9 protein-coding genes are annotated in these 13,705 nt (G+C 63.2%); 1 reads left to right on the top strand and 8 read right to left on the bottom strand.

Translation table 11 applies throughout. From position 1 onward, the window contains the following. Window positions 1–203: 203 nt before the first annotated feature. From RAD10_RS12310 to RAD10_RS12285, 6 genes are all read right to left on the bottom strand, one after another. Complete coding sequence (locus RAD10_RS12310) at window positions 204–2,396, bottom strand: glycosyltransferase (RefSeq protein WP_461617684.1); 2,193 nt, start codon at window positions 2,394–2,396, stop codon at window positions 204–206. Window positions 2,397–2,408: 12 nt separating this feature from the next. Next, on the bottom strand, window positions 2,409–3,689 hold the full coding sequence (locus RAD10_RS12305; RefSeq protein WP_461617683.1) for an HlyD family efflux transporter periplasmic adaptor subunit: 1,281 nt from the start codon (window positions 3,687–3,689) through the stop codon (window positions 2,409–2,411). A gap of 309 nt (window positions 3,690–3,998) precedes the next feature. After that, window positions 3,999–7,328 (bottom strand): adenylate/guanylate cyclase domain-containing protein, encoded by a 3,330-nt coding sequence (locus RAD10_RS12300; RefSeq protein WP_461617682.1) that lies wholly within the window; start codon window positions 7,326–7,328, stop codon window positions 3,999–4,001. Between the two features lie 300 nt (window positions 7,329–7,628). Further along, window positions 7,629–8,144, bottom strand: a complete 516-nt coding sequence (locus RAD10_RS12295) for a hypothetical protein (protein WP_461617681.1) — start codon at window positions 8,142–8,144, stop codon at window positions 7,629–7,631. Window positions 8,145–8,539: 395 nt separating this feature from the next. Continuing rightward, window positions 8,540–9,544: an alpha/beta fold hydrolase gene (locus tag RAD10_RS12290; protein WP_461617680.1), complete on the bottom strand. Its 1,005-nt coding sequence runs from the start codon at window positions 9,542–9,544 to the stop codon at window positions 8,540–8,542. Window positions 9,545–9,671: 127 nt separating this feature from the next. Next, on the bottom strand, window positions 9,672–10,607 hold the full coding sequence (locus RAD10_RS12285) for an NmrA family NAD(P)-binding protein (protein ID WP_461617679.1): 936 nt from the start codon (window positions 10,605–10,607) through the stop codon (window positions 9,672–9,674). Between the two features lie 101 nt (window positions 10,608–10,708). Between RAD10_RS12285 and RAD10_RS12280 the strand changes: the two genes are divergently transcribed. Then, window positions 10,709–11,338: a TetR/AcrR family transcriptional regulator gene (locus tag RAD10_RS12280; RefSeq protein ID WP_461617678.1), complete on the top strand. Its 630-nt coding sequence runs from the start codon at window positions 10,709–10,711 to the stop codon at window positions 11,336–11,338. A gap of 77 nt (window positions 11,339–11,415) precedes the next feature. Here the strand turns inward: RAD10_RS12280 and RAD10_RS12275 are convergent, their stop codons facing one another. Further along, entirely contained in the window at window positions 11,416–12,342 is a 927-nt protein-coding gene (locus RAD10_RS12275) for a 2-hydroxyacid dehydrogenase (protein ID WP_461617677.1), read from the bottom strand. An 8-nt stretch (window positions 12,343–12,350) separates the two neighbouring features. Then, on the bottom strand, window positions 12,351–13,679 hold the full coding sequence (locus RAD10_RS12270; RefSeq protein WP_461617676.1) for an NAD(P)/FAD-dependent oxidoreductase: 1,329 nt from the start codon (window positions 13,677–13,679) through the stop codon (window positions 12,351–12,353). Window positions 13,680–13,705 lie beyond the last annotated feature (26 nt).

The raw sequence follows: 13,705 nt of genomic DNA, 5'->3' as shown, positions 1-13,705 counted from the left end.
GACGCCCCTGGCGAACATCACTCCGGTGATCGATCAAGAAATGTTCCCTCCACCCCAACCCCGTAAACGCCTTGGGCTAGGGGATAGTTGCTCGTTCCGGTTGAGTTTCTGGCGGGGCTTCGAAAGACTGGCGGCATCGATGAGCGGCTCGACCATCGATCGAGAACCCATCGACCGGTCGGGCGAGAAGGACACCACAGCAATCAGCCCGACTTGACGGCCTCGCTCAACGTGCCGGCCACTCGGCCAAAGTGAGGCTCAGTGAAATTGGCGGGATGCAGGCTTCGGACTCCGGCAAGATGTGCCAGATCGTCGATCCGCGGTTGAGGCCGAATGACCAGGCTCTCTGCCGGCAAACGCATCGGCGGCGAAGGCGATGCGGGCTTCGCGCCAGTTGTAACAATTTGAGGCAACGGCACGACCATTGACCAGATGTTCTTGAGCATCGCCCTGTTCACGGAGCATGCGACGACACCGTTCTCCTTCAGACGGGCGACGGTAAAGAGCTTGCGAATCAGCAGGTCCCGTTCAAGCGATTGCGGCAAATGGAACTGCATCCCGACCAGCCGGCCTCGTTGTTGTACAACCATCGCGTCGATCCAGCCCACCTGCATGATGTGCACGCGCAGCGGTTCTCCAGCGCCGGGACCGTCAATGCCGGAGCCGAGCAGAACGCCAGCGCCAGAGAGGGAGATGTTGCTCACGCGCCCAGAAAGCCGTTCGCCGGCCCCAGTCTCGATCAAGACCGATTCATCGACGTCGAAACGCTCCTCGGCGCGTCCCATCCGAGCCTGCAGCGAGGTCATGCAGACGAAGAAGAGCACGACGACGTTCACCACCGACCAGAACGCGACCATCGGTAAAGCGGCCGGATGATCAATCATCCGCCATTCCGGGATGGTGTTCAGAACCAGGCCGACAACCGTCAACGCCATCAGCGCCGCCGACGGCCAGAATATCTCCGCGGCGTAGCTTGCGCACCGCGCGGCCGCTCCCTTGGGCGTCACCTTGAACGCATGTCCCATCGGCTTGACGAGAGTCCCGAGCACCGTCGGCAGAATCTTGAAGCTCTGGATCGTCGCCGACACCTGAGCGGCGAGCGGAAAGTGCACGTGCGGCGCAAACCAAGAGATGCCGCCGTTGAGCGCCAGGATCGCGGGGAACAAGTAAAAGAAGACCGCCTCGGGGGTGACGTCGACGACAGGCGCTAAACCGGTCCACATGAACACGATCGGAACCACCACGACCATGAGCGCCCGCAAGCCCAACGAGAGCCAGTGAGTCGGAAAGAACAGGAGCCGATGCATCAAGCCCAGTCCGGGGCCGAGCGGGCCGGCGGAGAGATACAGAGTCTGGATCGCACCACGCGCCCAGCGTTGCCGTTGCACGAAAAATGCGTCAAGGCTTTCCGGCGCCAATCCAATCGCCATGGGCTCGTTGAGATAACGGGTGATGTACCCTTTGCGCAGCAGGACCAGCGTCAGCAGAATGTCTTCGGTAATGGACTGGGTTGGCAAGGCATCCCCAACCACGCGAAGTGCTGCACGACGCGTGACGGAGTTGGAACCACAACAAAAGGCACCATCCCAGCCGTCGCGCGCGGGCATGATGGAATCGAAGAAGAACCGTTGTTCGTCCGGCAATCCCCTGTGCAGGCCGAGATTCGCCTGCATCGGATCCTCGTTGTAAAAGGTGTGCGGGATCTGAACGATTCCGATCTTTGGATCCGCGAAGAAGCCGATCGTGCGCATCAGGAATTTGCACTGCGGCACGAAGTCCGCGTCAAAGATCGCAAAGTACTCGCCGCTCGTCTGCGTCAGCGCATGATTGATATTGCCGGCCTTGGCATTCAAGTTGTCGGCGCGCGTGAGATACCCGGCACCCTTTTCCTCGCAGAGTTTCTTGAGCCAAGGCCGGCGACCATCATCCAGAACCCAGACCTGGAAGTTTGGATAGTCCAGACACAACGCGCCGGTGATCGTCTTTTCCAACACCTCGAACGGCTCGTCAAAGGTTGGAATAAGGACGTCGACCGATGGCAGCTCATCATGCGGCAGGCTGCGAAGCCGACGCTCGTGCTGATCTGCCTCGCTGCGGCGATCGGTCCTGCGAAGGAAAATCAGATAAAGAATAAACTGATCCGTAAAGGTCAGCAGCTCAACGAAGAGACAGAACCAGATCCAGTAGACCTGATACCAAGTCCCGGTTGCAGGCAGCACCGTGGTGAAAATACGCCATTCGAGATAGCGAGCCACGACAAGCCAAACCGCGACAAAGACCGCGACACGTGCCCAAGGGCGCGCGACTGGAAAGGTCGGCGCCAAGAGGTACATCGCCGCAAAGATCCCCACCACCGGCGCGAACAGCTGAGAGAGAGACAGAGTCATGGCCTGCATGGAACACCTCGCTCACAGGGACGACTGGTCGAGCTCCAGGCGCGCGGTCAGCCATTTCAACTTCGAGCTGACCAATCGTAGCAAGCCGTCCGCTCTGCGCTCGAAGCGCACTTCGGCCAGTCGTCCGATATCGCAGGAGCCATTGCGCTCGGCCCACGTTTCGTTGGGGGGAAGCGATATCTCAACGGTAATGTTGCCCGGATCAGGCCGCGGCACCCGAGCCGCAAGCAGTCGATCGTCGGCGTAAGCAGCCGATCCGCGGACTTGCCGGACCAGGCCGGTCTTCCATTCGCCGCTCCCAATCAGGCGGACGGTAGCCGCATCTCCGGCCTTGATCTTCTCGAAATCGCGCTCGGGCAGTTCAACGACAATGAATCGGCGTTGGCAGTCTGCAAAATCGAGGACCGATTGCCCTTCCGTGACCATCGAGCCCGGGCTGGCCGCGACCGACCAGACGACATGGGCGGCCGGCAACGATAGATCGTAGTGATCGAGACGATCAAGCCGAGCGCGCTCCTCGGCGATTTCCGCGGCCAGTTGCGCAGAACGTGAGCTGTTTTGCAACTCGTCCGTCTCGAGCTCCTGGCGGCGGAGAACAAGCCGCTCGCGTTGCTGCTGGGAGTAGGGCACGTCATTGGCATCGCCACGAAGATAAAGACCTTTCTCGGCCGCCCCCAACTCGGTCTTGAGGCGCTGCAGGCGTTCATCGGCCATCCGGCACCGCGTTGCGGTTGCCTCCTGCGAGGCTTGGGCCTCGCCGGACCGGATCTGCGAACTGATGCCGAGCTTCACGAGCCTCTCCATCCGGCCCGCGACATCGTTCCGCTGCCGCGCCTCGGCGAGACAGCCGCCTTTTTCAACTTCCGTTTCGCCGATTTCGTGGCTCAGGCGCGCGACCATCCCCAAGCGATAGTCCTCGCTGCGCTCGCGGAGCTTGCGATCGAGCCCGGCGATTTCCTCGAGTTGCCGACGTGCGAGCTCGGCGCGTTTGGTGGACACGGCAAGCTGCTGATCGAGGTCCATGAGGTGTCGGCGATCCGGCGAACGCGCCCCGACCATCGGCACCACCCGGCTCTGCTGGAAATATTCGCCCTTGCGTGGAAGATCAGGTGAGAGCTGACCCGCGAACGGTGCAGTCACCCGCATGAGCTCGGCATTGACAAAGGCGGAGGGAGCGATTCGGTAGGTCACATACGGCAACAGGGCCCATCCGCTCAGCGCGATGATCCCTAGCGCCAGGGCTCGACGAACAACCCGGCTGCGAATGAAACGTTCGACGTGCAAACGAACCACGACTGGATCTCCAATGGGCTTTGGTCGCTGCGCCTGCCGCAGCGAAGGCAAGCCAATCGCCGGGCGTTGGGATGAAGTCTGCGCCTTGAGGCAAGGAGCAATCCAACAACATTGCCGCCAGCCGAAATCAGGATTCGCCGCCGCGGCAGACTCGCCTTCGCAACCACGAGAAGCATACCTAGGATTCACCACAACAGGTTAAGCCGTGTCAAAACCGGATAACTACGGCTGCCGAATCGAGGATCAAGATATCGCCCCATTCCGGCTTGAAGTCGGCGCGGCGTTTGCGCCGATCGAATGACGGCGCGGCTAACGCCCATTCCCAAGCAGCTCTCTCGCTTCCAGGACTTCGGGGAGATTTCGCTCCGCATCGAATTCGGCGAGCAAGGGAGCAAGCACTTCAGAGACCGCACCAGCTCGGCCATTTGTCTTGTACAGGCGTGCAAGTTCAAGGGCGCCGCGCAGCTCGAAAGTCCTGGTCTGCTGGTGTCGCGCGATGTCCAGCGCTCGCTTGAAGGCGTCTTCGGCACTGGATTCGTCGGAAGGATCATGGCGCGATACAAGTTTACCGCGGACACGATGCAGCTCGGCATCGAGCCAATGCTGGCCGGATTGTCCCGTCCCGGCGATCGATTCGTCCAGGATTTCCAGCCCGGTCCCGACTTCGCCCACCTCTGCATTCGCCAGGGCGACATGCATCCCCCAGAACGGTTCGCAGAGGTAGCAGTCGTTCTCGTGCAGGAAGGCCCAGCCGTGACGCATGTCCGCCAGTCCGGCCATTCGGTCGCCGGCACGCCACTTGGCGAGGCCATTCAGGTAGGTGCCCGCGGCCACGTACAGCGGCATCGTGTGGTCGCGCGCGAGACCGAGCGCCAGGATCGTCTCTGTTTGCTGCAACATGCCCCCGCATACCCCGTCGAACACAGCCCGATGAACCAGCGCATTGGCCTGGGACAACGCCCGTTTTTCGCCCGGAGCACCCACCGCTTCCGCGGCGAGCTTGCGCGCACGAGCGGTGCTACCGAGCGGCCAGAGCACCAGGGCAAGAAATCTCATGATCACGAACGGCAGATCCAGCGCAGACGCCCTGAAGGTCGCGGGATCCGGTTCGGCACCATAGATCCCCAGCGCCCGCTCGAGATGCGTTCTCGCATTCAAGTAATCGCCCTCGAACCAGCAGGTGACGCCGCCCGTCCAATGGGCGACGACGGCGGCCACCGGCGAGTCCGGTCGTCGGTCAGCGGCGCTCCTGATGGCGTCCGCCAGCTCCCGCATCGGAGCGAGTTCGCCGTGGGTCAGGCAGGCATTGAAGAGCCCCGACTGCACCGGCGCAAGCTCAACGGGATCATCGATGTCGGCTGCGAACTGGCGCGCACGCGTCCATGCCGCAACCGTCTCTGGAGCGCTGTGGCCGAGGCTGCCCCGCAAGGCACGGCCATATGCGATTTGGAGGTGCAGCCTGCTCATGATCCGGCGGGAATCATCAGGCAACTGATCGGCGGTCGCAATGGCCTTGCCGAGATGCGCGATCGCCTCGGAATAGGCCGAGCGTTTCAACGCCTGCTGGCCCGCCTTCCGCCACCATTCGAGGGCCGCCTCGCTCAGCCCCGCCTCAGTGAAGTGGTGCGCCAGAACTTCCGGTTCGGTCTCGGCGACGGCTGGAAACTTCTCGCGCAGGACATCGCCAATGCGGGTATGAAGCAGCTGCCGTTTGCTCTTGAGCAGACTCTCGTAGGCCGCCTCCTGAACAAGGGCGTGTTTGAAACTGTAGTTTGCTTCGGGCGGCGTGCCACGACGCAACAGCAGTTCGGCCTCTTCAAGTTGTCCCAACGCAGCGTTCAGCGTCAGATCGTCGCGTCCCGCCACGGTTTTCAGCAGCGCGTACGAGAAGTCACGGCCAATGGCGGCGCCTATCTGCGCCACCTCCTTGACCGGAGCGAGCCGGTCGAGCCGCGCCATCAGCGAATCCTGCAGCGTCGCGGGGATAGCAAGCGGCGGGAGCGGACTATTCAGGCGGTAGCGCCCGGCATCTTCGACGAGCAGCCCGGACTCCAGCACCATCTTGGTCAACTCTTCGACGAATAGCGGTATGCCATCGGTCTTGTCGATGATCTGCTTCATCATCTCGCGTGGCAGCTGGCGACCGACGACCACCTGCTCGACCAGCGCGCGCGTGTCCTGCCGATCGAGCCGGTCGAGCCGCAACAGACCGACGTTGGCAAGGCCCGACCAGGAGGGCTCGAACTCCGGCCGGGACGTCAAGAGCACGAGTATCTGCAGGCCCCTGATCCGATCGACCGCGAGATCGAACAGTTCAAGTGTCGTCGCATCGGCCCAATGCATATCCTCGCAGATGATCAGCAGAGGCTGGTCTCGCGCCAATCCCTCGAGCTGATCGAGAAGGACGGCAAATGTCTGTCGCCTCTGCTGCGCCGGGCTCAAGCCGAGTGGCGGGCAATGGTCGCCGGTCGGAATCGAGAGCAGAGCCGCAATGAGCGGCGTGGCCCGGGCGACTTGCCGGGTTCCTATTGCCAGCGTCGCCTCGAGCTTGTCGAGCTTTTGTTCTGGCGTGTCGTGGGAGCGGATTCCGGCGGCGCGCTCGAGCTGCGCGACAAAGGGATGAAGTGCGCTGTTGGTGTGGTAGGGCGAACACTGATATCGCACGCGACGGTGCGTCCCCAACGAGGGGCTCTCGGACAGCATTGCCACGATGCGCGACTTGCCGATGCCCGCTTCGCCGGAAATCAATACGATCTGGCCCTGGCCCTGCCATGCCTCCCGCTGGCGCGAGAGAATGAACTCGATCTCGTCCTTGCGACCGACAAAGCCGATCGAGCGCGCGGCGCGGACCGCCTCGAAGCGACTCTCCGATGAGGTCGCTCCTTCCACCGCCCAGACCGCGATGGGTTCGCCTATCCCCTTGACCTCGCGGCGGCCGAGATTGCGAAAGGTGAAGAGATCGCCAAGCAGCCGGCGCGTCGACGAGGCAACGACGACCGCCCCCGGCTCGGCCAGGCTTTGAAGCCGAGCAGCGAGGTTTGGTGCATCGCCGATGGTTGCGTGCTCCTCCGATGCATCTCCGCTGATGAGATCGCCGACCACCACAAGCCCGGTCGCAATTGCGATCCGCAGCTCAACCCGTTCGCCGGCGCCTGTCTTGAGCTGGCGAATCGCAGCGATAATATCGAGACCCGCTCGCACTGCCCGCTCCGCATCATCTTCGTGGGCGCGCGGATACCCGAAATAGACGAGTATTCCGTCACCAACGAACCTGGCTATCCTGCCGTCATAAGCGGCAATGACGCTCCCGCAGGCGGCGCGGTACGCCCGGATCACTTCCCACAGATCCTCGGGATCGAGACGCGCCGAGAGCGCTGTCGAGCCGACCAGATCGCAAAACATGACGGTGAGGTGGCGACGCTCGGCGTCGTGAGGAGGAGTCGGCGATGCGATCAACGCGGCTGGATCAAGGTCGGCAATCGCACGCAGCATTTTGCGGCGATGCCCGAGCAGGACTCCGAGCTTGTCGAAGTCCTCGACCATCAGCTCGGGAAGGACGCCCATGTCGATCCCATTTTGGGCAAAACGCTCTGCGTATTGCCCAAGCCCCAGCTTCTCGAGCCACTCCGCAATCTGCATTGGCTCCACCGATCGTGTGGTTGGCGGTTAGCAGAATTTTGGACCACGGCGCGCAGGGACAATATCCCAACGCCACCATGATGGCACGTCTTGTTTGTTGCGCGAGAATTTAGGTTACTCGATACCGATACGGTTTCGACCGGACACTGCTCGATGCGAACGGCTGCGCTACCAAACATCGGCGGCGCGCAGCGTTGGATGGCAGAGGTTGCGATGAGTCGTCACTGCTCACGCGAGACCTGAAGCCGGCTTGTGCGCACATTCGATGCCAAGTGCACGCTTCCGTGAGGTGCACTCGTCTCATTGCTCGTTCGTGGGCGCATCGTGGCTGCGAGTCATTGCGCCCGCCGCAACTTGAAGCGAAGAACCAACAACCCAACAGCCGGCAACAAAGCCTATCAGGCCGTTCGGCAGGTTTTGATCAAGGACAAGGATGCTGACGGACAGCGTTGCGGCAATGGCCGCGCTGAACGTTCCGGCCGCACTCATGAGCTCAGCCGACTCAGAACCATTCCATTCTTCCGAGATGTTCGATGTCGCCCTTCGTGCGACATTGCCGGACAAATCAATCCCGACATAATAGCTGAGAGCTCCATAGAGCATTGTTACCAGCACGATCCAGCCGCTTTCAAACAGTCCGCCTTTCTGACGCAACAGGGTCGCACCCACGTAAAGGCCACAAGAGGCCCCAACGGCTGCCAGCCCAATTCTTTCAAGAAGGTGGGCCGACTTGATCAGGCTGGAACGGGCGATCCGAAGACTGCCGACCTGCCTTCTGAGGGAAAAGGCGCTGGAAATTGCGCTGCTTATCTTCATTGGGGGCTCCTCTGAGTAAGTAGCAGCCTACCGGCCGACCCCGACTAGCAGCTGCCAGGACGCGTTTCTCGATGCCCTTGATTCCAATTTCTGAAAGATCTGCGCTGAGTGATAGGACTGGCTTGCTCGTGAACAAGACGAGGGGCCAATCCAAAGTTGCGAGCAAACGCTTCGCAGGTATTGCGTCTCACCCGTGCCTGCCAGTCAGCTTCGGGTGCGGCAATTTCTTGCGGGAGTGATAGCTCGTAAAGAGATTGATGGAATATGAGGCGGTTCACATACCGCAGTTCCTTTTTGCTCCCGCCAGCATGGTCGGTTACCTGACAGTCCTCGCCCACAACGAGATCTATCCGCTGCTCCGGGATTTCGTGCAGGTCAATTCATGAGGCACGCCGTCACGACCGGTTCGGAAGAGCACGAATGAATTCGATCAGTGCTGCACTGACTTCGTTCGGCCGCTCCTGCTGCGTCCAGTGGCCGCAACCGGGAAGCATCCTGATCCCACGCAGGCCGGGGACCAGAGCCTTCATGTTCGCGAGCAATTGCTCGGTGCCGGGAAAGCCAACGATGAAATCGCGGTCGCCGGCGATATAGAGTGCCGGCACGGAAACTTGCAGGCCTGACAGCGCGCCCGTGATTTCCCAATTGCGATCGATGTTGCGATAATAATTGAGCGCCCCGCGAAAGCCGCTGCGCTTGAACTCTTCTCCGTAGAAGTCGATGTCGGCTTCGGTGATCCAGGACGGCAGGGTTGCCGGCGCGCCGGGACCTTGCAGGAATCCGCCGCCCTTCGGAACCATGCCGAGGTTTGGTGCAGGTCCGCCACTGGCGGCGGCCGCACGCGCTGCGGCGACGCCATCCCCTGATGCACCGAACAACATGTTGCGAATGGTCGCTCGCGCATCGCGCCCCAATTCGGCCTCCGCCGGCCCCGGCTCCTGGAAATAGAGCTGATAGAATTGTGCGCTCTCGGTCCGCGGCATGAGGCTGGTCGGCAGCGCGTTGCTGCGCGGACGGAAAGGGACGCTCAGTGCGGCGATGGCCCTGAACCGGTCGGGCCGCGTCAGCGCCGCCTGCCAGGCGATGCTCGCGCCCCAGTCGTGACCGACGATGACGGCGTCCGGCGCGCCGAGGGCATCGAGAATGCCGACCAAGTCACCGACCAGATGCAGGATCGTGTACTGATCGATCGCCCGCGGTGCGTCGCTCTTGCCGTAGCCGCGCATGTCGGGCGCGACGACGCGAAAACCCGCGGCCGCAAGGTCGTCGATCTGGCGCCGCCAGGAGTACCAGGATTCCGGGAAGCCGTGCACCAGAAGCACCAGCGGTCCCTCGCCTTGTTCGGCGATGTTGATGTGGATGCCGTTGCAGGCGATGATCCGTTGCGTCGTCTTGCTCATTTTTCCATCTTGTTCCGAAGTTGCGGCGAATGCATGCGATGAGAGAATGTCGGGCATCGTCTGTAGTGCGAGTGACCCCATTGTCCCGGTCAGCAGCTGACGTCTGTTCATGAGCTCTGCCCTCCAGTCAGGCGGTTGCGCGCGCGGCCGACATTGGCTGCACGAGTTCGGCTCCGCGCTCGCGAACGAACTGCTCGAAGGTTTTCGGCTTGGCGCCACCGATCGTCTCGATCGCATCGGTCGCACTGAAGCGTCCCGCCTCCGCCGTGGCACTCGCGGCGCGCAGCGACCGCCAGAGCGAGGAGAGATGCTCCACCGCGTGTGCGTTCCAGCCCCGCGCGAGCGCTTCGCTGCGCCACTGCTCGTCGGTGATCTCCTCGTAATGCGTGTCCCTTTCGAGAACGCGCGCGAACGTCTCGACGATGTCGCGGACGGAGATCACGCTTCCAATCAGCGGATAGGCCGCTCCGGCCGGCACTGCGGACGCTGTCAGCAGGCCGACGGCAACGCGCGAGACGTCCTCGGCTGCGATCAGCGGGAGACGCGTGTTCTGATCACCGAGCGGGAGCCGGATCGCTCCCTTCGCGGGCAGGTTCGCCGCGACGAGGCGCGCGACGTTTTCATAGAAGACCGTGGCGCGGATGTGGGCCGGGCCGACGCCGGCCCACTCGAACACCTGTTCGGACAGATAGTTCTGCCGCATCCGCGGCGTCGGGGCATCGAGCGAGGATTGATACATCACGAGATTGACGAGGCGGGAGACGCCGTGCCTGCGGCCAGCAAGCGCCATCGCTGCGGTCGCATCCGCCAGCCCCTCCTGCACGGGATAGGCAAAGTAGATCGACGATACGCCCTCGACGGCGGAATCGACCGATCTCGCGTCAAGGAAGTCGCCGACGATGATGTCGGCACCGAGCCCCTTCAGGCGATCTGACCGCTCGTCGAGCTGGCGCACAAAGGCGCGAACGCCAACACCGCGCTTGAGCAGCATTTCCGCAACATGCCGGCCTGTCCGTCCCTGCAGCCCGCCGGCGGCAGAGGTCACGAGAACTGTGTTCGACATCGCAATGGTCCTTTACCGCTGGTGGCGACCTTGGTACTGATCAGTACCTTGTGAAGAGAGATATGGTACCAATTGGTACCAAGTCAAGCGGAAAGTGTGTGATGCCTTCGAAGACCAAGCCGGCAGATAAGGAAGCGGACGGGCCCGATATCCGGAAACGAATCCTCGGTGCAGCCCTTTCGGCCTTCATGGAGGCAGGCTACGCGCAGACCAGCACGCTCGAAATCGCGACGCGCGCCCGCGTTTCGAAACGAGAGCTCTACACGCTGTTCGGCAACAAGGAAGCGATGCTCGTCGCATGCATCTCCGAGCGCGCCCAGCGGCTTCAAATGCCGGTCGATCTGCCTGCGCTGCGCGACACGAAAACGCTCGCCAACGTGCTCACCGCGTTTGGAACGAAGCTCTTGACGGAGACGACCGACCCGGTGGTCGTCGCCGTGTTCCGGCTGGCGATATCGGAAACCGTCAACGCGCCGAAAGTTGCGCAGACTCTGGAGGCTGCGGCGCGAAGGCCCATTCGCGAAGCACTGCGGACCATCCTGGCAAACGCCGCGTCGGCAGGGCTGCTTGCCGGCGAGCCCGAGGCGATGACCGACACGTTCCTGGGACTGCTCTGGGGCGACCTGATGACAGGTCTCCTGCTCCAGACCACCGATCGGCCCAGCACCGCCGATATCGCACGGCGGGCGAGCAAGGCGACCGCAGGGCTGATTGAACTTCACACAGCGTGAGGCACTGCCCCAGAGGAGAAAAACCCTCACCCGGCGCTATGCGCCGACCTCTCCCGCAAGCGGGCGAGCTGATGCCCTCAGTAACCGCGGCTGCGATCGACACGCCCCGGCAACTCCTCGCCGCGACGGTGACGGTCGATGACATCGAGCACGAAATCGACGGCCGTGTCCGGCGTCGTCATGCTGGCATTGTGCGGCGTCAGCAGGATGCGGGGATGGCGCCAGAACGGATGTCCCTCAGGCAGCGGCTCGGGCTCGGTGACATCGAGCACCGCGCCTGATAGCGCACCGCTGTCGAGCGCCGCGAGGAAGTCGGCTTCAACGAGATGCGGGCCACGTCCGACGTTGACGAGGGACGCACCGTGCGGCAGGCGCGCGAACAAATCCGCATTGAGGATGCCGCGCGTCTCGTCGGTCAGCGGCAGCAGGCAGACGAGGATGTCGCTCCGTGCGAGGAAATCTGGCAGCGCATCCGCACCTGCATAGCAGGTCACGCCCTCGATCTCCCGCGCCGAACGATTCCACCCCGAGAGAGGAAAGCCGAACACCTTGAGGCGTTCAAGCACGGCCTGGCCGAGCTGGCCAAGCCCCATCACGCCGACACGCCGGCGTTTCGCCGGCGTGATCCGGATCTCGCGCCAGACCTGCTGCTTCTGCTGATTGATGAAATGCAGGAGGTCGCGATGCAGACCGAGCACAGCCAACGTGACGTACTCCACCATGGTCTCGGCGATGCCGGGCTCCAGCATGCGGACCAGTGGAATGTGGGCCGGAACTTTGGTGGCATCGAACTGATCGACGCCCGCGCCGACCGAGAAGACCAGCTCGAGATTGGGGAACGTCGTCGCGATGTCGTCGGGCGGCACCCACGCCACGAGATATCGGATATCAGCGGGATCGCCGATGTCAGGCCAGAGCCGGAACGGGACATCGGGCGCGCGCTCCGCGAAGAAGCGCGCCCATTCGGCACCGCGAACCAAGTTGGCCTTGTAGAGAACCGTCATGCGAGCCCTCAGAACGGACTGACCGGCGCGAGCCGGCGGCCGTCGATCATGCGCTTGTGGCTGTAGGCCGCGGGATCGACCAGCGGCGTGGTGCCGGTCACGATGTCGGCGGCGAGCTTGCCGGCGGCGGGGCCGATGCCGAAGCCGTGGCCGGAGAATCCGGTGGCGAGGAAGAAGCCCGGCAGCGCGTCGACCGGCGAGATCACCGGGATCGTGTCGGGCGTGCAGTCGATGGTGCCGCCCCAGGCTTCCGCGATCTCGATGTCCTTCAATTCCGGGTTGGCCTTGATCAGCGAGGCCAGCGCCGCATTGACCAGTGACATGTCAGGCTCGGGATCGCGCACGCGCTCGGTCTCGAATGGCGACGGCTTGTCAAAGCTCCAGCTGGTGCCGCGCACGATCTGGTCGAAGAAGGACTTGCCCAACGACACCTTCAGTCCATTCTTGCGATGCAGATAGGTCGGCCAGAAGGTGCGCGCATAGCGGAACAAATCGGGCGACAGCTCCACCGTGCCGCGGTTGCGCAGCGCCAGCGTAAAGCCGCCGTCAAGGCGGCGGCGGACGCAGTAGAGATCGGTGCCCAGCGCGCCCGAGGTGATCTCCGGTCCCGGCGTGGTCCGGCAGGCCGTCGCATTGACGAGACCGATCGGCAGCTCGATGCCGTGACGGCGGCAGAACAGCGACGACCATGCGCCGCCCGACAGCAGCACGGATTGCGTGCGAATGGTGCCCTTCTCGGTGACGACGGCGCTGACCCGCCCGCCCGTCGTCTCCAGCCCGCGCGCGGCGCAGCCTTGATGGATGGTGACGCCGTGTTTTCGCGCGGCGGTGGCGAGCGCAGGCACGGCCATCGACGGTTCGGCGCGGCCGTCGCTCGGCGTATGCAGCCCGCCGACCCAGGTGTCGGTATTGCCCGGCATGCGCTCGGCGACCTCGGCCGGCGTCAGGACGGTCGAGTGGACCTGCATCTCGCGCGCGACCGCGGCCCAGCGCTCCCAGCTCGCAAGCTCGTCCTTGCTCTTGGTCAGGAACAACACGCCGGTGCGGCGGAAGCCGGCATCGACGCCGGCGTCGTTCTGCATGTCCTCCCAGAGCCGCAGCGCCTCGCGGGCGAGCGGGATCTCCTCACGCGCGCGGCCCTGCTGGCGGCACCAGCCCCAATTGCGGCTCGACTGTTCGCCGCCGACGTGGCCCTTCTCGACCAGAGCGACCGAAAGGCCCTTCTTCGCCAGATGATAGGCCGCGGAGACGCCGATGACGCCGCCGCCGATGACGACGACATCGACCTGCTGCGGCAGGCGTTCGTCGCTGTTGATACGGTTGAGCGGCGGGGACATGGGCACTCCTGAAGTTCAGTTCGAAC

It is taken from the genome of Bradyrhizobium sp. 23AC, assembly GCF_054863025.1.
Note: the sequence above shows the minus strand (reverse complement) of the source record. Positions and strands in the feature narration are given on the sequence as shown.